Annotated in this window: 20 protein-coding genes; 8 read left to right on the top strand and 12 right to left on the bottom strand. The window is 72.9% G+C overall.

Features of this window, described 5'->3' with window-relative positions; translation table 11 throughout:
- Positions 1-106 precede the first annotated feature (106 nt).
- A complete protein-coding gene (locus tag ACIOEW_RS04845) occupies positions 107-841 on the bottom strand; it encodes a VIT1/CCC1 transporter family protein (RefSeq protein ID WP_401961264.1) in 735 nt (244 codons plus the stop codon).
- Positions 842-1,104: 263 nt separating this feature from the next.
- Here ACIOEW_RS04845 and ACIOEW_RS04840 point away from each other — a divergent pair, with 263 nt between their 5' ends.
- Genes ACIOEW_RS04840 through ACIOEW_RS04810 form a run of 7 tightly spaced genes read left to right on the top strand, consistent with a single transcriptional unit; the run spans position 1,105 to position 9,086 of the window.
- On the top strand, positions 1,105-2,313 hold the full coding sequence (locus ACIOEW_RS04840) for an ADP-ribosylglycohydrolase family protein (protein ID WP_401961262.1): 1,209 nt from the start codon (positions 1,105-1,107) through the stop codon (positions 2,311-2,313).
- Positions 2,310-3,692, top strand: a complete 1,383-nt coding sequence (locus ACIOEW_RS04835) for an ADP-ribosylglycohydrolase family protein (RefSeq protein ID WP_401961260.1) — start codon at positions 2,310-2,312, stop codon at positions 3,690-3,692. The genes ACIOEW_RS04840 and ACIOEW_RS04835 overlap by 4 nt, the downstream gene beginning before the upstream one ends.
- Positions 3,619-4,821 carry an ADP-ribosylglycohydrolase family protein gene (locus tag ACIOEW_RS04830; RefSeq protein ID WP_401961258.1) on the top strand — a complete coding sequence of 401 codons (1,203 nt, stop codon included), beginning with the start codon at positions 3,619-3,621 and terminating at the stop codon, positions 4,819-4,821. Before ACIOEW_RS04835 ends, ACIOEW_RS04830 begins: the two co-directional genes overlap by 74 nt.
- Positions 4,818-6,200 carry an ADP-ribosylglycohydrolase family protein gene (locus tag ACIOEW_RS04825; RefSeq protein ID WP_401961256.1) on the top strand — a complete coding sequence of 461 codons (1,383 nt, stop codon included), beginning with the start codon at positions 4,818-4,820 and terminating at the stop codon, positions 6,198-6,200. Before ACIOEW_RS04830 ends, ACIOEW_RS04825 begins: the two co-directional genes overlap by 4 nt.
- Complete coding sequence (gene rbsK / locus ACIOEW_RS04820) at positions 6,197-7,081, top strand: ribokinase (protein ID WP_401961253.1); 885 nt, start codon at positions 6,197-6,199, stop codon at positions 7,079-7,081. Before ACIOEW_RS04825 ends, rbsK begins: the two co-directional genes overlap by 4 nt.
- Positions 7,078-8,277, top strand: a complete 1,200-nt coding sequence (locus ACIOEW_RS04815; protein WP_401961251.1) for a CaiB/BaiF CoA transferase family protein — start codon at positions 7,078-7,080, stop codon at positions 8,275-8,277. Before rbsK ends, ACIOEW_RS04815 begins: the two co-directional genes overlap by 4 nt.
- On the top strand, positions 8,274-9,086 hold the full coding sequence (locus tag ACIOEW_RS04810; protein WP_401961249.1) for an HpcH/HpaI aldolase/citrate lyase family protein: 813 nt from the start codon (positions 8,274-8,276) through the stop codon (positions 9,084-9,086). The genes ACIOEW_RS04815 and ACIOEW_RS04810 overlap by 4 nt, the downstream gene beginning before the upstream one ends.
- Before the next feature lie 272 nt (positions 9,087-9,358).
- On the opposite strand, the gene lgt is transcribed toward ACIOEW_RS04810, so the two are convergent.
- The 11 genes from lgt to hisI form a co-directional block, all read right to left on the bottom strand.
- Positions 9,359-10,348: a prolipoprotein diacylglyceryl transferase gene (lgt, locus tag ACIOEW_RS04805; RefSeq protein ID WP_401961248.1), complete on the bottom strand. Its 990-nt coding sequence runs from the start codon at positions 10,346-10,348 to the stop codon at positions 9,359-9,361.
- Positions 10,349-10,503: 155 nt separating this feature from the next.
- The gene (locus ACIOEW_RS04800) at positions 10,504-11,331 is read right to left on the bottom strand and encodes a DsbA family protein (protein ID WP_401961247.1); all 828 of its coding nucleotides are present in this window, start codon (positions 11,329-11,331) and stop codon (positions 10,504-10,506) included.
- A 76-nt stretch (positions 11,332-11,407) separates the two neighbouring features.
- On the bottom strand, positions 11,408-12,220 hold the full coding sequence (trpA, locus tag ACIOEW_RS04795) for a tryptophan synthase subunit alpha (RefSeq protein ID WP_401961246.1): 813 nt from the start codon (positions 12,218-12,220) through the stop codon (positions 11,408-11,410).
- The gene (trpB, locus tag ACIOEW_RS04790) at positions 12,217-13,503 is read right to left on the bottom strand and encodes a tryptophan synthase subunit beta (RefSeq protein ID WP_362551309.1); all 1,287 of its coding nucleotides are present in this window, start codon (positions 13,501-13,503) and stop codon (positions 12,217-12,219) included. The genes trpA and trpB overlap by 4 nt, the downstream gene beginning before the upstream one ends.
- Positions 13,504-13,641: 138 nt before the next feature.
- Positions 13,642-13,821 carry a tryptophan biosynthesis modulator TrpM gene (gene trpM, locus ACIOEW_RS04785; RefSeq protein ID WP_362551549.1) on the bottom strand — a complete coding sequence of 60 codons (180 nt, stop codon included), beginning with the start codon at positions 13,819-13,821 and terminating at the stop codon, positions 13,642-13,644.
- 47 nt (positions 13,822-13,868) lie between these two features.
- Positions 13,869-14,678, bottom strand: a complete 810-nt coding sequence (gene trpC / locus ACIOEW_RS04780; protein WP_401961245.1) for an indole-3-glycerol phosphate synthase TrpC — start codon at positions 14,676-14,678, stop codon at positions 13,869-13,871.
- A gap of 115 nt (positions 14,679-14,793) precedes the next feature.
- Positions 14,794-15,270, bottom strand: coding sequence for a DUF2752 domain-containing protein (locus tag ACIOEW_RS04775; RefSeq protein WP_401961564.1), 477 nt, complete (start codon positions 15,268-15,270; stop codon positions 14,794-14,796).
- 149 nt (positions 15,271-15,419) lie between these two features.
- The gene (locus ACIOEW_RS04770; RefSeq protein ID WP_362551303.1) at positions 15,420-15,668 is read right to left on the bottom strand and encodes an HGxxPAAW family protein; all 249 of its coding nucleotides are present in this window, start codon (positions 15,666-15,668) and stop codon (positions 15,420-15,422) included.
- A 130-nt stretch (positions 15,669-15,798) separates the two neighbouring features.
- The gene (locus tag ACIOEW_RS04765) at positions 15,799-16,458 is read right to left on the bottom strand and encodes a TIGR02234 family membrane protein (RefSeq protein WP_362551300.1); all 660 of its coding nucleotides are present in this window, start codon (positions 16,456-16,458) and stop codon (positions 15,799-15,801) included.
- An 86-nt stretch (positions 16,459-16,544) separates the two neighbouring features.
- Complete coding sequence (locus tag ACIOEW_RS04760; protein WP_401961241.1) at positions 16,545-18,032, bottom strand: anthranilate synthase component I; 1,488 nt, start codon at positions 18,030-18,032, stop codon at positions 16,545-16,547.
- 11 nt (positions 18,033-18,043) lie between these two features.
- On the bottom strand, positions 18,044-18,427 hold the full coding sequence (hisI, locus tag ACIOEW_RS04755) for a phosphoribosyl-AMP cyclohydrolase (protein WP_311312946.1): 384 nt from the start codon (positions 18,425-18,427) through the stop codon (positions 18,044-18,046).
- Between the two features lie 83 nt (positions 18,428-18,510).
- Here hisI and ACIOEW_RS04750 point away from each other — a divergent pair, with 83 nt between their 5' ends.
- Positions 18,511-19,143 (top strand): TIGR03085 family metal-binding protein, encoded by a 633-nt coding sequence (locus tag ACIOEW_RS04750; protein ID WP_401961239.1) that lies wholly within the window; start codon positions 18,511-18,513, stop codon positions 19,141-19,143.
- Positions 19,144-19,166 lie beyond the last annotated feature (23 nt).

Below are 19,166 nucleotides of genomic sequence, written 5' to 3'. Positions count from 1 at the left end.
AGGACGTACGTCACACGGATGACGCACACGTTACGGCCGCGGGCGAGGCAGCGGGGCCACGCACACCGGCTGGTGCACGTGGCCCCGGAACGCACGGTCCGCAGGCTCAGCCCCCGACGGCGACGCCGAACAGGGCGCCCAGACCGTAGGTGATCGCGGCCGCCGCACCACCGAGCACCAGCTGTCGCAGCCCGCTGAACCACCAGCTGCGGGCGGTGACCCGGGCCACGACCGCGCCGCAGCCGAAGAGCCCGGCCAGGGCGAGCAGCACCGCGGGCCACATCGCGTCCGCGCCGAGCAGGAACGGCAGCACGGGCAGGAGCGCACCCAGCGCGAAGGCGCCGAACGAGGACACGGCGGCCACGAGGGGCGACGGCAGGTCGCCCGGGTCGATGCCGAGCTCCTCGCGGGCGTGGATCTCCAGGGCCTGCTCGGGGTCGCGCGACAGCTGCCGGGCGACCTCGCGGGCCAGCCCGCTCTCGACTCCGCGGGACTCGTAGAGCGCGGCGAGCTCCCGCTCCTCGTCCTTGGGGTGCTTGCGCAGCTCCCGCCGCTCGACGTCGAGCTCGGCCTCGACGAGCTCGCGCTGCGAGGCCACGGAGGTGTACTCACCGGCCGCCATCGAGAAGGCTCCCGCGGCCAGACCGGCCAGGCCGGTGATCACGATCGTGCGGTGCGAGACCTCACCGCCCGCGACGCCGGTCATCAGGGCGAGGTTCGAGACGAGCCCGTCCATGGCACCGAACACCGCCGGACGCAGCCAGCCGCCGTTCACATCACGGTGGGTGTGGTTGTCCCGGTGCGCCTCGTGCAGTACGGCGTCGGTCTCGATGATGGACACAGCTCTCCCCTTCTCCGGCAGCGGATTTCGTGCGCTCCGCCCCGCTCGACACCATCGAAAGTACGCACGAAAAATGGCTCCCGCCAGCAAGGCAGGCCGTACTTACCACCCTCCGTAGTCGCATAGGTACGCCTTGCCTTGCTGTCCGAAGGCCGTCATCCGAGTGGCCCTTTTGTGGTGATAATCGGCCTCTGTCGTGGCTCCGCGTGGCACAGATCCCACAGGGACGAGAACTGGCTCGGTACGAGCGAAGGGTCGACGCGATGGAGCTGACCGCAGGAAATCCGGCATGGCCGCGGACGAACGGCGCGCGGGCGGCGGTACGCGGGGCTCCGGACCGGGCCGGTCCGGCCCGGGGCAGCCTCGGCGACCGGGCCAGGGGCGCGCTGCTGGGGCTCGCGGTGGGCGACGCGCTGGGCGCGCCCGCGGAGAACATGCGGCCCTCCGAGATCCGCCGCCGCTGGGGCCGGATCGAGGGCTTCGTGAGCGACGACCCGGCGGGCACGGACGACACGGAGTACGCGATCTTCTCCGGGCTGCTGCTGGCCCGGCACGGTTCGGCGCTGACCGTCACCCATGTCGAGCGGGCCTGGCATCTGTGGATCGCGGATCTGGACGAGGGGCCGTTCCGCGGCGCCGGTTTCAGCGAGCGGGGCACGCTGGAGAACCTGCGCCGGGGCCTGGCCGCCCCGATCTCCGCCCAGCACCGGCACGCCTGGAGCGACGGCCTGGCGATGCGGGCGGCCCCCTTCGGCGTCTTCGCGGCGGGCCGGCCCGTGGAGGCGGCACGGCTGGTCGCGGTGGACGGCCGGGTCAGTCATGACGGCGAGGGCATCTACGGCGGCCAGGCGGTGGCGGCCGGGGTCGCGGCCGCGATGACGGGCGCCGGGGTCACCTCCGTGATCGCCGCCGCGCTCTCCGTCGTACCGATGGACTCGTGGACGGCACGCTCGCTGCGCCGGGCGGTGACGGCCGCGCAGCACCCGTATCCCGACCGCCTCACGAGGGAGAGGGCGGTGCGCTCGGCCGTCGTCATCGGCGGATACCCGTGGACCGACCTGGCGCCGGAGGCGGTCGGCCTGGCCTTCGGCGCGTTCGCGGCGGCGCGCGGGGACTTCCGTACGGCAGTGCTGACCGCGGTCAACATGGGCCGCGACGCCGACACGACCGCTGCGGTGGCGGGCGCCCTGGCCGGAGCGCTGCAGGGCGCGTCCGCCATCCCGCGCAACTGGGCGGACGCGATCGGCCCGGTCCGAGGCAGCTGCCTCCCGTCGATGCGCGGCTACCACGTCCTGGACATCGCGGAACTGCTCACCCCGGACGAGACGGACGAGCGGGGAGGGGACGAGCGGGGAGCGAACGAACGGGGCGGGGACGAGCAGGCACGCGACCACCAGGCACTGAGTGGTCCGCCCGAACCGGCGGCCTCTGTGGGCAACGCCCCCGTCCCTGGAACGGCGGTGCGGCGATGACCACGGCAAGGGATGCCTCCCGTACCGCGCACCCGGGCGGCACGACGCATCCGGACGACGCGCGTGAGCACCCCGGCGGCGAGCGGCTGCGGGAGGCCGCGCGCGGCGAGACCGGCCAGGGCGCCGCTCACGCGGCCCCGGACCTCTCCCCCGCCGCACGGCCGGCGTCACCGCGCCGGGCCCGGATCGAGGGGCTGCTGCTCGGGCTGGCCTCCGGGGACGCCGCCGGGTGGCCGGCCGCGCGGCACCGGGCGGCCCGGATGCCGGAGTGGACCCGGCGCCTGACCCGTGAGCTCGACACCTTCGCCGAGCAGAACGCGACGACCACGCTGCCCGTCCCCATCGCGCTCAACCAGCCGCCCGAGCCCCTGCGGCTCGGCCCGTCCGACGACGCCGAATGGGCGGCTTTCGCCGCCGGGACCGTGCTCACCTCGGCGGCGGGCGCGCTGCAGGGCCTCTCCCCCGGACGCCGGATGCGGGCCGCCGTGGACGCCGCCTGGAACGCGCTCGCCGCCGAGGTCGCCGCGGCGGCCGCGCGGGCGCCCGAGGTCGAGTCGGCGGTCCTGCCGCTGCGGGCCCGGATCTCGGTCCGGGCCGGGCTCGGCAACCTCGCCGCCGGTCTCCGCCCGCCCGCCACCGGCCATGACAACCCGCACTACTTCGACGACGCGGCATGTGTGCGGGCCGCCGTGCTGGCCGTCGTGCACCCCGGCGACCCCGAGGCCGCGGCCGACCTCGCGGAGTTCGACGCGCGATACACCCAGGACGGTGACGGGGTGCACGGGGCTCGGGCGATGGCCGCCGCGATCGCCGAGGCGCTCGGCGGTGCGGACGTGGACACCGCGGTGAACGCCGCGCTAGCGCAGCTTCCCGAGGGCACCGAGATCGCCCGCAACGCCGCCCACGCGGTCCGCATCGCCCGCGACTTCGCCGGTGAGCGGGCCGGGGCGTTCGCCCTCGTACCGGTGCTGGAGCATCAGATCGTCGATCACGTCTACAGCTACGGGATCGCCGCGGCCGAAACGGTCCCCGTCGCCCTCGCCCTGGCCACCGCTGCCCGCGGCGACATCGCGCAGGCCGTGCCGTCGGCGGCCTGCCTGTCCCGGGTCGCCGACTCAGCGCCCGCACTGGCCGGGGCGCTCACCGGGGCACTGGGCTCGATCACCGCCGTGCCCGACGGCTGGCGCGAGGCGTGCCGCACCCTGGCGGGGTGCGCGCTGCCCCGTTTCGCGGGCACGGATCTGATCGAACTCGCCGGGCTGCTGGCAGACACGGAACCGGTGCCCCCGGGTGGACAATTCGGACATGACATCCACAGCGCCCACGGCGCCCACGAGGTCCGCACCCCCCACGACGCCCGCGGCGCCCACCCTCGATGAACGGATCGCGGGCGCGATCGTCGGCGCAGCCGTCGGCGACGCGCTCGGCGGTCCGGTCGAGGGCCGGTCCCCCGAGCAGATCGTGGCCCGCCACGGCGGGCGGATCACCGGCGTCGTCGGCCCGTGGGACGGCGACGACTGGCGCACCGCACGCCCCATCGCGCCGTACCACAAGGGCGACGGACACGTCACCGACGACACCTTGATGACCCATGCGCTGGTGCGGGTGTACGGGAAGGTCCGCGGCCGTCTCGACGCGTACGCCGTCGCCGAGCACCTCGTACCTGAACTGATCTCGAATCCTCGCTGGATTCCGGAGCTGGAGGCCGAGGCGCTGCCGCTCCAGCGGATCTTCCTCGCCGAGAAGTGGATCGTCGCCCGGCTGCACTACGGCCACGTCGACCCGCGCGAGGCGGGCACCGGAAACATCGTCAACTGCGGGGCGGCGATGTACATGGCGCCGGTGGGCCTGGTGAACGCGGCCCATCCGCAGGCCGCGTACGCCGAGGCGCTGGATGTCGCGGGGGCCCATCAGTCCAGTTACGGCAGGGAGGCCGCCGGCGTGTTCGCGGCCGCGGTCGCCGCGGCCTGCACGCCGGGGGCGACACCCGCGAGCGTCGTCGAAACGTGTCTGTCGCTGGCCAAGGACGGGACCAGGGCCGCGATCGAGGCGGTCTGCGAGACCGCCGCACGTCACCGGGACTTCGAGTCGGCGATCGCCCCGCTGCGGGAGGCCGTCGCCCCGTTCGACACGGTCGGCCCCGACTACCGTGCCCCCTCGCTCGGCGCCCGCCGCCCGTCCCGGCTGCACGCCATCGAGGAACTGCCGGTCGCCCTCGGGATGCTGCTGGTCGCGGACGGGGAGTACCGGCAGACCGTGCTCGGTTCGGTCAACTACGGGCGGGACTGCGACTCGATCGCCACGATGAGCGGCGCGATCGCGGGAGCACTGTACGGCGAGCGGGCGATCCCGGCGGACTGGGTGCGGACGGTCGGTGAGGCCAGCCGGCTCGATCTCCACGCCCCCGCCCGCACCCTGGCCGACGTCGCCCGCGAGGTGTTCGCGCACGACACGGCCCGCCGCCGTGCCCACGAGGCCGCCTTCGCCACGCTGGCGGGCCGGCCATGACCGCGACGGTGCGGGCCACCTGGGTCCAGCCCGAGGACCTCGTCGGGCACGAGCTGCGGCAGGCGGCCGAGGACGGGCGGGACGCCCGGGACATCGAGCGGCGGTGGTACGAGGCCGGCGGCTCGCCCGCCCCGGACCGCGCGGGTTCCTCGGAGCCCCCGGCGTCTCCCGGGCTGCGCGCGGTCGCCGGGCATCTGCTGGACGAACTCGCCCTGCTGGAGTCGCCGCTGGCCGACGATGAACCGACCGGCCTCGACGCGATCCGGGCCGCCTGCCCGCACTGGCCGCACCCGCGCACGGAGCCGTCCGCCGTGGACCGCGAGCGGCTGCACGCGGCCTGGCTGGGCCGCGCCGCCGGGTGTCTGCTGGGCAAGCCGGTCGAGAAGCTGCCGCTGGAGGGCATCCGCGCCCTGGCCGGCGCCACCGGCAACTGGCCGCTGAGCACCTGGTTCACCGCCCGCGGCCTGCCCCCGGCCCTGGCCGCCACCTATCCCTGGAACCGCCGTTCCAGGGCGACGTCCCTGGCCGAGAACATCGACGGCATGCCCGAGGACGACGACCTCAACTACCCTCTTCTCACTGTGTTGTTGCTCCAGCGGTACGGCACCTCCTTCACCACCGCCGACCTCGCCAGGCTCTGGCTGGAGGAGCTTCCGGCGGGCCGGACGTTCACCGCCGAGCGGGTCGCGTACCGCAATCTGCTCGACGGCATCGAACCGCCGGACACCGCTGGACACCGCAATCCGTTCCGGGAGTGGATCGGCGCGCAGATCCGTGCCGATGTGCACGGCTGGACCCATCCCGGCGACCCCGCCGCGGCAGCGGAACAGGCCCACCGCGATGCGGTCCTCACCCACACCGGGAACGGGGTGTACGGCGCGATGTTCACCGCGGCGGCGCTGGCCGAGGCGGCCGGGGGCGAGGCCGATGTGCACGGGTGTCTCGGCGCCGGTCTGCGCGTGGTGCCCCCGGGCTCGCGGTTCGCACAGGCCGTACGGGACGGCATCGCCACGGCCCGCGAGGAGGAACGTTTCGATACGGTCGTCGACCGGTTGCACGCGGGGTACGGCAGGTATCACTGGGTGCATGTGCTGCCCAACGCGGCTCTGCTCGCCGCCGCACTCACCCACGCCGACGGTGACTTCACCGGCTCGATCTGCCGTGCGGTGTCGGGCGGCTGGGACACCGACTCCAACGGGGCGACCGCCGGTTCCCTCGCCGGTCTGCTGGCCGGACGGCCGGACGCGCTGCCCGACCGGTGGACCACCCCGCTGAAGAACCGGCTCGCCACGTCCGTCACCGGTTTCGACTCGGTCGGCTTCGACACCCTCGCCGACCTGACCCACCGGCTCACCCACGAGGAGGCACTCCGCCCATGACCAGAGTCGCGGTGCTCGGCAGCACCAATATGGATCTTGTGGCCTACGTCGACCGGGCCCCGGAGCGCGGGGAGACCGTCACCGGACGGGAGTTCCGCACCATTCCCGGCGGCAAGGGCGCCAACCAGGCCGTCGCGGCCGCCCGCGCGGGCGGTGACGTGATGATGATCGGCGCGGTGGGCGACGACGAGTACGGCCTTCGGATGCGGGAGAACCTGGAGCATTCGGGCGTCGACACCGATCTCCTGCACACCGCGGAAGGACCCAGCGGCACCGCGCACATCGTGGTCGACGCCAAGGGGTCCAACGCGATCGTCGTCATCCCCGGCGCCAACGGCACCGTCACTGCGCTCGGCCCGGGTGAGATCGCCGCCATCGCCGAGGCCGATCTGCTGCTGCTCCAGCTGGAACTGCCGATGTCCGCCGTGATCGAGGGGGCCCGGGCCGGTCACGCCCAGGGGGTGCGGACGGTCCTCACCCCGTCCCCCGTACAGGAACTGCCCGTCGAACTCCTCGACTGTGTCGACCTGCTGATCGCCAATGAGCACGAGGCGGCCGAACTGTCGGGGCACGCCGAACCGCACGCGGCGGCCGAGATCCTGCTCAGCCAGGTCCCCGCGCTCGTCATCACGCTCGGTTCGAAGGGCTGCCTGTACGCGGCACGGGGCAGCCAGACCGTCCACTTCCCCGCCCCCGAGGTGACCGCCGTCGACACCACCGGCGCCGGGGACACCTTCGTCGGAACGCTTGCCGTGGCGCTCGGCGAGGGGCAGCCGGTGCCGCAGGCCCTCGCCTGGGCCTCGTCGGCCGCCGCGCTGTGCGTGCAGAAGCCCGGCGCCTCGGTCTCCATGCCGTACCGCAGCGAAATCGACGCCGCATGAGCGCGCCGGGAGCACCGCCCCTGACGGGGCTGCGCGTCATCGATCTCGCGACGCTGTTCGCAGGCCCTCTCTGTGCCACCGTGCTGGGCGACTTCGGCGCCGATGTGATCAAGGTCGAGCATCCGAGCAAGCCCGATCCGTCCCGGGGGCACGGGCCGACGAAGGACGGGGTCGGTCTGTGGTGGAAGCTGCTCGGCCGCAACAAGCGCAACCTCACGCTCGACCTGTCCTGCCCGGGCGGCCGCGATCTGTTGCTGCGGCTCGCCGCCGACACCGATGTGATCATCGAGAACTTCCGGCCGGGCACGCTGGAACGGTGGGGGCTCGGGCCCGCGGAGCTGCACGCCGTGAACCCGCGGCTGGTGCTCGTCCGGGTCACGGGCTTCGGCCAGTTCGGCCCCTACGCCCACCGGCCCGGCTTCGGCACACTCGCGGAGGCGATGAGCGGGTTCGCGGCGATCACCGGAGAGCCGGACGGCCCTCCGACGCTGCCACCGTTCGGTCTCGCCGACTCGATCGCGGCGCTCGCCACGTCGTTCGCCGTGATGGCGGCGCTGGCCGGCCGGGACCGCACGGGCGTGGGCCAGGTCGTCGACATGGCGATCATCGAGCCGATCCTGACGGTGCTCGGCCCGCAGCCGCTCTGGTACGACCAGCTCGGTTACGTCCAGCCGCGCACCGGCAACCGTTCGCGCAACAACGCCCCGCGCAACACGTACCGCACCTCGGACGGGCAGTGGGTGGCCGTCTCCACCTCGGCGCAGTCCATCGCGGAGCGCGTGATGCGCCTGGTGGGCCGGGCGGAGCTGATCGACGAGCCGTGGTTCGCCTCCGGGACCACACGGGCCGAGCACAGCGACGAGCTCGACGAGGCGGTCGGCAACTGGGTCGCGCGGCACACCCGGGACGACGCGATCTCCGCGTTCGAGAAGGCGGAGGCGGCCATCGCTCCGATCCACGACATCCGTGACGTGATGGAGGACCCGCAGTACCGGGCCCTGGACTCCATCACGGAGGTCGACGACCCGGAGCTGGGCCCGCTGCGGATGCAGAATGTCCTCTTCCGGCTCTCCGGAACCCCCGGAGGGATCCGCTGGGCGGGGCGGCCGCACGGGGCCGACACCGAGGAGATCCTCACCGGTCTCGGGCTGAGCGGCGCGGAGATCGAGGCCCTGCGGGCGGAGCGTGTCCTGTGACCATCACGACCCCGCTCACCTGGCTGTACGTCCCCGGCGACCGGCCGGACGTGGTGCGCAAGGCACGTGCTTCGGGGGCGGACGTGGTGATCGTCGACCTGGAGGACGCGGTCGCCCCCGACCGCAAGGAGTACGCGCGGTCGGCCGCCGTCGAGCTGCTCTCCGAGCCGGCCTCCCCCACCGCGGCGCCGGTCCATGTCCGTGTCCACACGGAAGCGGACGTCCTGGCCCTGGCCGGGCTGCCGGGCCTGGCCGAACTGAGGCTGCCGAAGATCACCCACGCGGCGTCCGTCCATCACATCGCGGCGCTGGCCCCCGGGGTCCCCCTCTGCCCGCTGCTGGAGTCGGCGCTCGGCATCGAGCACGCGTACACGGTGGCGTCCGCCCACCCCCAGGTGCGCTCCATCGCCCTGGGCGAGGCGGACCTGCGGGCGGATCTGGGGGTACGGGACGACGCGGGGCTCGACTGGTCGCGCAGCCGGGTGGTGGTCGCGGCCCGGGCGGCCGGGCTGGCCCCGCCCACCCAGTCGGTGTTCCCGGACGTCCTCGACCTGGACGGGCTGTGGGCCTCCTGCGCCCGTGGGCGGGCGCTCGGTTTCCTCGGCCGGGCCGCGATCCATCCCCGGCAGCTCCCCGTGATCGAGCGGGCGTTCCAGCCGACGCCGCAGGAGGTCGAGGCGGCTCAGGAGATCGTCGAGGCGGCCCGGGAGCAGGCGGGTGCGCTGGCCCTGCCGGACGGCCGGTTCGTCGACGCGGCGGTGGTGGCCCAGGCCCACCGCACGCTGGCCCTCGCCGGGCGGGGGCGGTGAGCGGGGTGTGGTGGCGGGGCGACGGTGAGCGGGCCGTGCCCCGGTGACCGTGTCGTCCTCGATCGCCGGACGGGCTCGACTGCACTCCTGCCCGGCAGACGAAGCCGAGCCGTCGGGCGATCGAGTCCACCACGACCTGCGGAGATCGCGTGCGGGCTGCGAGAACCGGCCCGGCCGGCGATCGAGGACACCTGCCGACGGCAGGTGTGGCGCACAACGACGACGAGGGGCCGCCGAATCGTTCGGCGGCCCCTCGTCGTTGTGGCGGCGTGTCAGCCCTTGGCCGTCTCCGCCGCGCCGTTCGTCTTCGGCTCGCCCACCTCGGGCTCGGCATCGGCATCGGCATCGGCCGATGTCGTATCCCCGGAAGGCTTCGCCTCACCGGACTCGGACTCCGCGTCCTCGACGCCTTCGGCGTCAGCCACGTCCGTGGCCTCGGGCGCCTCCGGCGCCCCGGGCTCGACGATCTCCTCGCGTCCCGGCCGCACCTTCGCCGAGATCACGATGTACACCACCGCCAGCACGAACACGATCAGCGCGGTCCACACGTTCAGACGCAGGCCCAGGATGTGGTGGGCCTCGTCGACGCGCATGTACTCGATCCAGGCGCGGCCGGCGCAGTACGCGGCGACGTACAGCGCGAACGCCCGCCCGTGGCCGAGCTTGAAGCGGCGGTCCGCCCAGATCACCAGGAGCGCCACACCGATGCACCAGAGCGACTCGTACAGGAACGTCGGGTGGTAGGTACCGGCGACCCGGTTGGGGCCCTCGCTGATCTTCAGCGCCCACGGGACATCGGTGGCCCGGCCGTACAGCTCCTGGTTGAACCAGTTGCCCCAGCGGCCGCAGGCCTGGGCCAGGGCGATTCCGGGGGCGAGCGCGTCGGCCCAGGCGGGCAGCGGGATCCCGCGGCGGCGGCAGCCGATCCAGGCACCGACCGCGCCGAGCGCGATCGCACCCCAGATGCCGAGGCCGCCCTGCCAGATCTTGAAGGCGTCGACCCAGTTCTCACCGTCGCTGAAGTACAGCTGGTAGTCGGTGATGACGTGGTAGAGCCTGCCTCCGACAAGGCCGAAGGGCACGGCCCAGACGGCGATGTCGGCAACAGTGCCGGCTCTGCCGCCTCGGGCGACCCAGCGCTTGTTGCCGAACCAGACGGCGACGAAGACACCGATGATGATGCAGAACGCGTAGCCGCGAAGCGGGATCGGTCCGAGATCGATCACGCCGGTCGACGGGCTGGGGATGTAGGCAAGATTCATGGCATCGTCGACGCTACCCTGCCGGGCGGGACGTACGGCAACCCGCCCGACAACGTCTGGGTAACGAGCCGGTCATCGATTCCCCCGGTTGCGCGCCGGTCGGAGCGCAGGTGGCCCCGGAGGCCGTGCCCGGTCCGAGGTCACCCGGCAGCGCTTCAGGACCCCGACGGAGCGGGTGTGACGGTGCCCGGCTTCTTGCCCTTGTCGGCCTCGGCGACCCACTTCTTCAGGTTGGCCACGGTGATGGGCTCGTCCCCCTTCTTGGGGAAGATCGACTCGCCGTTGAGCAGCGCCGTCGGTGTGCCCTGGAATCCGCCCTTCTCGAACGCGGTGTTGGACTTCTCCACCCAGGCGTCGTGCGCGCCGTCCTCCACACAGCTGCGGAACGTGGGCGTGTCGAGCCCCTCGACCTTCTTGGACAGCTCGATCAGCTTGCTGTTGTCGCCGAAGGCGTCGTCGGACTCCTGCGGCTGGTTGCTGTACAGGACGTCGTGGTACGCCGGGAACTTGCCGGCGTCCTGGGCGCATGCTGCCGCGTTGGCCGCCCTGAGCGAGCCACTGCCGCCGAGATTGCCGTCGATCAGCGTGGCGAAGTGGTAGTCGACCCTGATCTGCCCGCTCTGCTCCATTTGATGGATCGTGTCCCGGAACGCGTTCTCGAACTGGGCGCAGACCGGGCAGCGGAAGTCCTCCCAGACCGTGAGCGTGGACGGGGCGTCGTCCGCTCCCACCGGAATGGCCAGGCTGTCCTTGCCGGTGGCGCCGGACGGCGCGACGGCCGGGCCCGAAGCCTTGTCCTTGTCGCCCTTGCCTCCGGTGTTCGCCGCGATCACGCCGACGACGGCGGCCAGTCCCAGGACCCCCACCACGGCGGCGGAGACGATCAGCGTGCGGCGGCGGCGCTCCTGCGCCCTCGCCTGCTCGCGCTGCTGGATCAGCCGGTCTCGCGCGGCCCTTTTTCCCTCTTGGTTCTTCTCGCTCACACCCGCAGCAACGAACCGGGGAGGCACTCGCGTGCCTCCCCGGTCCCATGTCCACCCATTCGGGTTACGTCAGGTGTCAGCGCTTTCGAACACCTTCGGCCAGATCGGCCGCCAGTGAGCGGACGGCCGCCAGTCCTGCCGCCTCGTCGGGCGCGTCCAGCATCCGCTTGACGAAGGCCGAGCCGACGATGACGCCGTCGGCGAAGCCGGCGACCTCGGCGGCCTGGTCGGCGTCGGACACGCCGAGGCCGACGCAGACCGGGAGGTCGGTGGTGGCGCGGGTGCGCCTCACCAGGTCCTGGGCCTGCTCGCCGACCGAGACACGGGTGCCGGTGACACCCATCAGCGACGCCGCGTAGACGAAGCCGGAGCCGGCCTCCGTGATGGTGGCGAGGCGCTCGTCCTTGCTGCTGGGCGCGACGACGAACACGGTCGCGAGACCGTGCTTGCCGGCGTGCTCGCGCCACAGCGCGGACTCCTGGACCGGAAGGTCGGGCAGGATGCACCCGGCGCCGCCGGCCTCGGCGAGCTCGGCGGTGAAGCGCTCGACGCCGTACCGGTCGATCGGGTTCCAGTACGTCATGACGAGGATCGGGATGCCCGTCGCGTCGTACGCCTCGCGGACCGTACGCATCACGTCGGCGATCCGTACGCCGCCGCGCAGCGCGATGTCGTCGGCGGTCTGGATGACCGGACCGTCGAGCACCGGGTCGCTGTGGGGCAGCCCCACCTCGACGACGTCGGCGCCGCCTGCGGCCACGGCCTTGACGGCCTCGATGGCGCCGTCCACGGTCGGGAAGCCGGCGGGCAGATACGCGATCAGCGCGGCCCTGCCCTCCGCCTTGGCGGCGGCGATCGTGGTGCTCAGCAGCTCGATGTTGCCGCTCACTTGACGTCCCCCTCGATCTCCGCGCCGATGCTGTCCGCGTCGGCCTCGACGGCCGCGTCCGTCTCGTACAGCCCGAAGTAGCGCGCTGCCGTGTCCATGTCCTTGTCACCGCGGCCGGACAGGTTGACCAGGATCAGTCCGTCCTTGCCGAGTTCCTTGCCGACCTCCAGGGCACCGGCCAGCGCGTGCGCGCTCTCGATGGCCGGGATGATGCCCTCGGTGCGGGAGAGCAGGCGCAGCGCCTGCATGGCCGCGTCGTCGGTGACGGCACGGTACTCGCCCCGGCCGATGTCCTTCAGGTACGCGTGCTCCGGGCCGATGCCCGGGTAGTCCAGACCGGCCGAGATGGAGTACGGCTCGGTGATCTGGCCCTCGTCGTCCTGGAGGACGTAACTGCGCGAGCCGTGCAGGATGCCGGGCTCGCCCGCGGTCAGGGTGGCCGCGTGCTCTCCGGTCTCCACACCGTGTCCGGCGGGCTCGCAGCCGATGAGGCGGACGCCTGCGTCCGGGATGAGGGCGTGGAAGAGCCCGATGGCGTTGGAGCCGCCGCCGACGCAGGCGATCGCCGCGTCCGGCAGCCGGCCGGCCCGTTCCAGGATCTGCCGCCTGGCCTCGACGCCGATCACGCGGTGGAAGTCGCGGACCATCGCCGGGAAGGGGTGCGGGCCCGCGACCGTACCGAAGAGGTAGTGGGTGCGGTCCACGTTGGCGACCCAGTCGCGGAACGCCTCGTTGATGGCGTCCTTGAGCGTGCGGGAGCCGGACTTCACGGCGATGACCTCGGCGCCGAGCATCCGCATGCGCGCCACGTTCAGCGCCTGCCGCTCGGTGTCGATCTCGCCCATGTAGATGGTGCATTCGAGGCCGAAGAGCGCGCAGGCGGTCGCGGTGGCGACGCCGTGCTGGCCGGCTCCGGTCTCGGCGATGACGCGGGTCTTGCCCATGCGCCTGGTGAGCAGCGCCTGGCCCAGCACGTTGTTGATCTTGTGCGAGCCGGTGTGGTTGAGGTCCTCGCGCTTGAGGAAGATCCGCGCGCCGCCGGCGTGCTCGGCGAAGCGGGCGACCTCGGTGAGGGCGCTGGGGCGGCCGGTGTAGTTCACCATGAGCTCGTTGAGCTCGGCGGCGAAGGCAGGGTCGGCCTTGGCCTTGTCGTACTCGACGGCCACCTCGTCCACAGCGGCGACGAGCGCCTCCGGGATGAACTTTCCGCCGTACGCACCGAAGTACCCCTCGGCGCTGGGGATCAGACCCTCCGGGTCCGGAATGAAGAAGTCGGACGACATCTCGACGTGCTCCTCGGCATGGCAGTGAATGGGTTCACCGTATGCGCCGTGAGCGGAGCGCCGCCGCGGCCGTGGGCGGCCGGGCGGTGCGGTCGTGCGGATCCGCCGGTGGGGCGGGGGCGACGGCCGGGGCTCGCTCTACTGCGCGGACCCCGTGCGCCATCGCATGCCGTTGACCTGGCCGGGCTCGTCACCGATCACGTACCGCACCCGCCGGCCGTGCACCCGGCGTGCGGGGGCGCGGCAGCCGCGGGGGCGGCAGCCGCGCGCCAGCGGCGCGTGCGGGTCCCGCAGCTGCCGCGCCCCGGCGGGGCGCAGCCCCGGCCGGGGACGGAACGCGGAACAGTCGGCGGACACGGGTGCGGTCAGCTCCGTCCGTGCCGGAGCGCCGGGTGGGCGCCGGCGGCGACCAGGTCGGCGACGGCCGACCGCGGGTCACGGCCGGTGACCAGGGACTCGCCGACCAGCACGGCGTCCGCGCCCGAGTTGGCGTAGGCGATCAGGTCGTGCGGGCCGCGGACGCCGGACTCGGCGACCTTGACGATGTGGTCGGGGATCTCGGGGGCGACGCGCTCGAAGGTGGAGCGGTCGACCTTGAGGTCCTTCAGGTTGCGGGCGTTGACGCCGATGATCTTCGCGCCGGCGTCCACCGCGCGCTCCGCCTCCTCTTCGTCGTGCGCCTCGACCAGCGGCGTCAGGCCGATGGACTCGGCGCGCTCGATCAGGGAGACGAGGGCCTCCTGGTCGAGAGCGGCGACGATCAGCAGGACGAGGTCGGCTCCGTAGGCGCGCGCCTCCCACAGCTGGTACGAGGTGACGATGAAGTCCTTGCGCAGGATCGGGATGTCGACCTTGGCGCGGACGGCCTCCAGGTCGGCCAGCGATCCGCCGAAGCGGCGCTCCTCGGTGAGGACCGAGATGACGGACGCGCCGCCGGCCTCGTAGTCCGCGGCGAGCGCGGCAGGGTCGGCGATGGCGGCCAGGGCACCCTTGGAGGGGCTGGAGCGCTTGACCTCGCAGATGACGGTCACGCCCTCGCCGCGCAGGGCGGCGACTCCGTCCTTGGCCTGAGGAGCGCGGGCCGCGCGTTCCTTGAGCTCGTCGAGGCTGACGCGCGCCTGCCGCTCCGCGAGGTCGGCGCGAACGCCGTCGATGATCTCGTCGAGCACACTCACGCGAGAGGCCCCCTTCCGGGACGTTGACAAGGGAACAGGACTGGCCCTGCCGATGGTATCCGCAGGAGACCGATGGGCTCGCATCCGGCCGGTGGATGTCCCACTACCTGGGCATTCACGGCGCCAGCGCCGATCCGAACGGCAGGTTCCGGACCACACCGAAGATCAGCAGCACGGCTCCGATCCCCCACAGGTAAACCGGCTTCAGGTCGATCCGCAGCGGCCTCCCGGTGGCCGCTCGGACCATCCAGAGGGCCCAGAACACGGCGAGGGCCGCGTAGCCGATGACGGCGACGGCGTTGGAACCGAGCGCCGCCACGATGTCACCGTGCGCGAAGGCGTGGGCGCTGCGCAGTCCGCCGCAGCCGGGGCAGTAGATGCCGGTGAGCCGGAGCAGCGGGCAGACCGGGTAGTGCCCCGGTTCGTTGGGGTCGACCGTACCGACGTAGGCGAAGGCCCCGACGACGCCGGCCAGGACGGCGGCCGGCGCGGCGATCCGTCGGAGCCGTGAGGCGGGGACGGGAGCGCGGGTGGGAACAGGCGGGAGGACCGGCGCAGGCCCGTTGCCGGGCGTCGGTGGCGGGCCGGTCACCGGCCGGGGGCCCGGTGTCGGCGGGTCGGCGGCCGGTGAAGGCGCGGCGGGGAAAGACGATGCGTCCACTCGGTGATTGTCGCCGCTGATACGGAAAGGCGCAGCCCGGGCGTGGGCTGCGCCTTGCGCGCGTACGTCCTCAGGACGGGTCAGGAGGTCTGCGCCTGTCCGGCGCGGGCCCTGGCCTCCGCCAGCTCCGTGGACTCCTTCGGCATGCCGAGGCCGGCGGCCTTCATCGCGAGGCCGACGATCCCGCCGACGAAGACCACGACGATTCCGGCCCAGAAGCCGAGGGGGTTGGCCGCGACCATGAAGACGCCCGCGATGCAGAAGCCGATGAAGGCGATGATGACACCGGTCCAGGCGGCCGGGGTGTGTCCGTGGCTGCTGCCCGCCATGAGTTGCTCCTCGTTGGTGTTGCGCTGTTGGTATCGCTCGGGGCCGCCGCACCCGTGCCGCTGTGGGTGCCGCTCTGCTGCGAGCTCACGGCCATTGTCCCGTACGTGCGAGTGCGACGTGAGCTGGGGGTCACGCCTCGCGCGTCGGGTCCTCGCCGCGGTCCAGGGCCTTCCACAGGTCCTCGGGCCGGTCCGGGTCCGGGGCCGTGCGAGGGGCCTTGCGGGGGCGCGGGGTGCCGTCGCGCTCGTACCGTCCGGACATCGTGGGCCAGCGGCGGCCGAAGCGCAGGGCGAGGAGCCCGGCGAGCAGGATCAGCAGGCCGCCGGCCGCGGTGACGTAGGGCCAGGCGGTGTGGCTGAGGGCCTCGATGGCGGCGGAGCTGTCGCCGGTGGACTGCGCGGCTTTCTCGTCGAGTGCGGCGCTGTCGGACGCGCCGAGGTAGGCGCTCAGTGCGGCGCCGAGCCCGCTGAGGGCCAGCAGTCCCGCCACGGCCAGCCGGCCGGCGCCGCGGACGGCGAAGACGGCGACGAGGGCGGCCAGGCCGACTATGGCGAGGGCCGCGGGGAGGCCGGTGACGTCCTGCCCGTCGGCGTTCAGCGCCAGGGTGCCGCCGCCGACGGAGGCCTTGCCCCCGGCCCAGGTCTGCCCGGAGGCGAGCAGGACGACGGTGGCGCCGGCGGCCCCGAGGAGCAGGCCGGCTGCCAGGCTTCGGCGGCTTCCCGCGCTGTCGGGCGCGGTGGCGGCTTCGGCACGGGGCTGGGGTACGGGGACAGCACTCACGTACTCCACTATCCCTTACGGCCCCGCGTTGGCCGTAAGGGCCCCTTGTGCCGGTTGTCTCACTTCCTCTCCCGCTGCCGGTCGCGGGTGAGGTGTCAGTTGCCGCCGAGCCGGTTCGCGGTGTGCACGGCGCGCAGCACCGCCGCGGCCTTGTTGCGGCACTCGGTGTCCTCGGCGACCGGGTCGGAGTCGGCGACGACACCGGCACCGGCCTGGACGTATGCCGTGCCGTCGCGCAGCAGCGCGGTGCGGATCGCGATGGCGGTGTCGGAGTCCCCGGCGAAGTCGAGGTAGCCGACGCAGCCGCCGTACAGTCCGCGGCGGGTGGGTTCGAGCTCCTCGATGATCTGCATGGCGCGCGGCTTGGGAGCGCCGGAGAGGGTGCCCGCCGGGAAGCACGCGGTGAGGACGTCGAAGGCGGTGCGGCCCTCGGCGACGCGGCCGGTGACGGTGGACACGATGTGCATCACATGGGAGTACCGCTCGATCGACATGAAGTCGACGACCTCGACGCTGCCGGGCTCGCAGACCCGTCCCAGGTCGTTGCGGCCGAGGTCGACGAGCATCAGGTGCTCGGCGCGTTCCTTCGGGTCGGCGAGGAGTTCGTCGGCGAGCGCCTGGTCCTCCTGCGGGGTGGCGCCGCGGTGCCGGGTTCCGGCGATCGGGTGGACCATCGCGCGGCCGTCCTCGACCTTGACGAGGGCCTCGGGGCTGGAGCCCGCGACGTCGAAGCCGTCGAAGCGGAAGAGGTACATGTACGGCGAGGGGTTGGTGGCGCGCAGCACTCGGTAGACGTCCAACGCGCTTGCCGTGCACGGGGTTTCGAAGCGCTGGGAGGGGACGACCTGGAAGGCCTCGCCGGCCCGGATGCGCTCTTTCACGTCCTCGACCGCGTCCTGGTAGGCCTTGCCTCCCCACAGTGCGGTGTACGGCGGGAGCTCGGAGGGCGGCAGGACCGCCGGGGTGTTCTCGACGGGGCGGCGCAGGTCCTGCTCCATGGCGTCGAGCCGGGCGACGGCGTCGGCGTGCGCCTCGTCGGCACCGGTGGCCAGGTCGTTGTGGTTGATCGCGTTGGCGATCAGCAGGACGCTGCCGTCCCAGTGGTCGAGAACGGCGAGGTCGGAGGTGAGCAGCATCGTCAGCTCGGGGAGCCTGAGATCGTCGCCGCCGCTCTCGCCGATCTTCTCCAGCCGGCGCACGATGTCGTAGCCCAGGTAGCCGACCATGCCGCCGGTGAAGGGCGGCAGCCCGGATTCCTGGTCGTGCGGGGTGTGCAGGGTCTCGATGGTGGCGCGCAGGGCCTGCAGCGGGTCGCCGTCGACGGGGACGCCGACCGGCGGGGAGCCGACCCAGTGGGCCTCGCCGTCGCGGGTGGTGAGCGTGGCGGCGCTGCGTACACCGATGAAGGAGTAGCGCGACCAGGTGCGGCCGTTCTCCGCGGATTCCAGGAGGAAGGTGCCGGTGCGCTCCCCCGCGAGCTTGCGGTAGAGACCGACGGGGGTGTCGCCGTCCGCGAGGAGCCTGCGGGTGACGGGGATGACGCGCCGGTCGACGGCCAGCTTGCGGAACGTGTCGAGATCCATGGCGGCAGACCCTACTGTCCGAGCGGGAGGACGTCGGCGTCGAAACAGGTGCGGTCGCCCGTGTGGCAGGCGGCACCCGTCTGGTCGACCCTGACGAGGACGGTGTCGGCGTCGCAGTCCAGGGCGACGGACTTGACCTGCTGGATGTGGCCGGAGGTGTCGCCCTTGACCCAGTACTCCTGGCGGCTGCGCGACCAGTAGGTGCAACGGCCGGTGGTCAGGGTGCGGTGCAGGGCCTCGTCGTCCATCCAGCCGAGCATCAGCACCTCGCCGGTGTCGTACTGCTGGGCGATGGCCGGGACCAGTCCGTCGGCGCCGCGCTTGAGGCGGGCGGCGATGGCGGGGTCGAGGTCGCTGGCGGGCCGGGGGGTGCCGGGCGTGGGCGTGCTGGTCATGTGCCCATTGTGCCGTGGGTACGGAGGCCTCCCGGCGTGCGTCCACTGGGCGGACCGTGGCCGACGGTCGTACCCTGGCGGGCATGTCGACCCATGCGAAGCGCGAACGACTTCTGCTTGCCGACCTGTTGGAGGCGGTGGGCCCCGAGGCACCGACTCTCTGCCACGGCTGGACGACCCGGGAGCTGGCGGCCCATGTGGTGGTACGGGAGCGCCGGCCCGACGCGGCGGCCGGTCTGGTCATCGGACCGCTGAAGAACCGGCGGGACCGGGTCATGACCGAGTTCACCGAGAAGCCGTACGAGGAGCTGATCCAGCTCATCCGTACGGGTCCGCCGAGGATGTCCCCGTTCGGGCTGAAGCAGCTGGACGAGGCGGCCAACACGGTCGAGTTCTACGTGCACACGGAGGATGTCCGCCGGGCGCAGCCGGACTGGTCGGCGCGGGAGCTGGACCCGGTGTTCGCCGACGTCCTGTGGTCGCGTACGGAGAAGGCGGCGCGGATCCTCGGGCGGAAGGCGCCGGTGGGGCTGGTGCTGCGCCGCCCGGACGGCCAGACGGCGGTCGCTCACCGGGGCACGCCGGTGGTGACGGTGACCGGTGAGCCGGGCGAGCTCCTGCTGTTCGCGTTCGGACGGCAGGACGCGGCGCGGGTCGAGCTGGAGGGTGAGCAGGACGCGATCGGCCGGCTGACGACGGCGAAGCTCGGCATGTAGCGCCGCTCGTTTCGCGCGCTGTC

The sequence above is a fragment of the Streptomyces sp. NPDC087901 genome (assembly GCF_044742205.1).
Classification (GTDB): domain Bacteria; phylum Actinomycetota; class Actinomycetes; order Streptomycetales; family Streptomycetaceae; genus Streptomyces.
This window is presented reverse-complemented; position numbering and strand designations above follow the sequence as displayed.

Excerpts from the sequence above, each read along its gene's own strand:
- ACIOEW_RS04840 (WP_401961262.1), top strand. The coding sequence starts at position 1,105 with ATGGAGCTGACCGCAGGAAATCCGGCATGGCCGCGGACGAACGGCGCG.
- ACIOEW_RS04835 (WP_401961260.1), top strand. The coding sequence starts at position 2,310 with ATGACCACGGCAAGGGATGCCTCCCGTACCGCGCACCCGGGCGGCACG.
- ACIOEW_RS04830 (WP_401961258.1), top strand. The coding sequence starts at position 3,619 with ATGACATCCACAGCGCCCACGGCGCCCACGAGGTCCGCACCCCCCACG.
- ACIOEW_RS04825 (WP_401961256.1), top strand. The coding sequence starts at position 4,818 with ATGACCGCGACGGTGCGGGCCACCTGGGTCCAGCCCGAGGACCTCGTC.
- rbsK (WP_401961253.1), top strand. The coding sequence starts at position 6,197 with ATGACCAGAGTCGCGGTGCTCGGCAGCACCAATATGGATCTTGTGGCC.
- ACIOEW_RS04815 (WP_401961251.1), top strand. The coding sequence starts at position 7,078 with ATGAGCGCGCCGGGAGCACCGCCCCTGACGGGGCTGCGCGTCATCGAT.
- lgt (WP_401961248.1), bottom strand. The coding sequence starts at position 10,348 with ATGAATCTTGCCTACATCCCCAGCCCGTCGACCGGCGTGATCGATCTC.
- trpB (WP_362551309.1), bottom strand. The coding sequence starts at position 13,503 with ATGTCGTCCGACTTCTTCATTCCGGACCCGGAGGGTCTGATCCCCAGC.
- ACIOEW_RS04770 (WP_362551303.1), bottom strand. The coding sequence starts at position 15,668 with ATGGCGGGCAGCAGCCACGGACACACCCCGGCCGCCTGGACCGGTGTC.
- ACIOEW_RS04760 (WP_401961241.1), bottom strand. The coding sequence starts at position 18,032 with ATGGATCTCGACACGTTCCGCAAGCTGGCCGTCGACCGGCGCGTCATC.
- hisI (WP_311312946.1), bottom strand. The coding sequence starts at position 18,427 with ATGACCAGCACGCCCACGCCCGGCACCCCCCGGCCCGCCAGCGACCTC.
- ACIOEW_RS04750 (WP_401961239.1), top strand. The coding sequence starts at position 18,511 with ATGTCGACCCATGCGAAGCGCGAACGACTTCTGCTTGCCGACCTGTTG.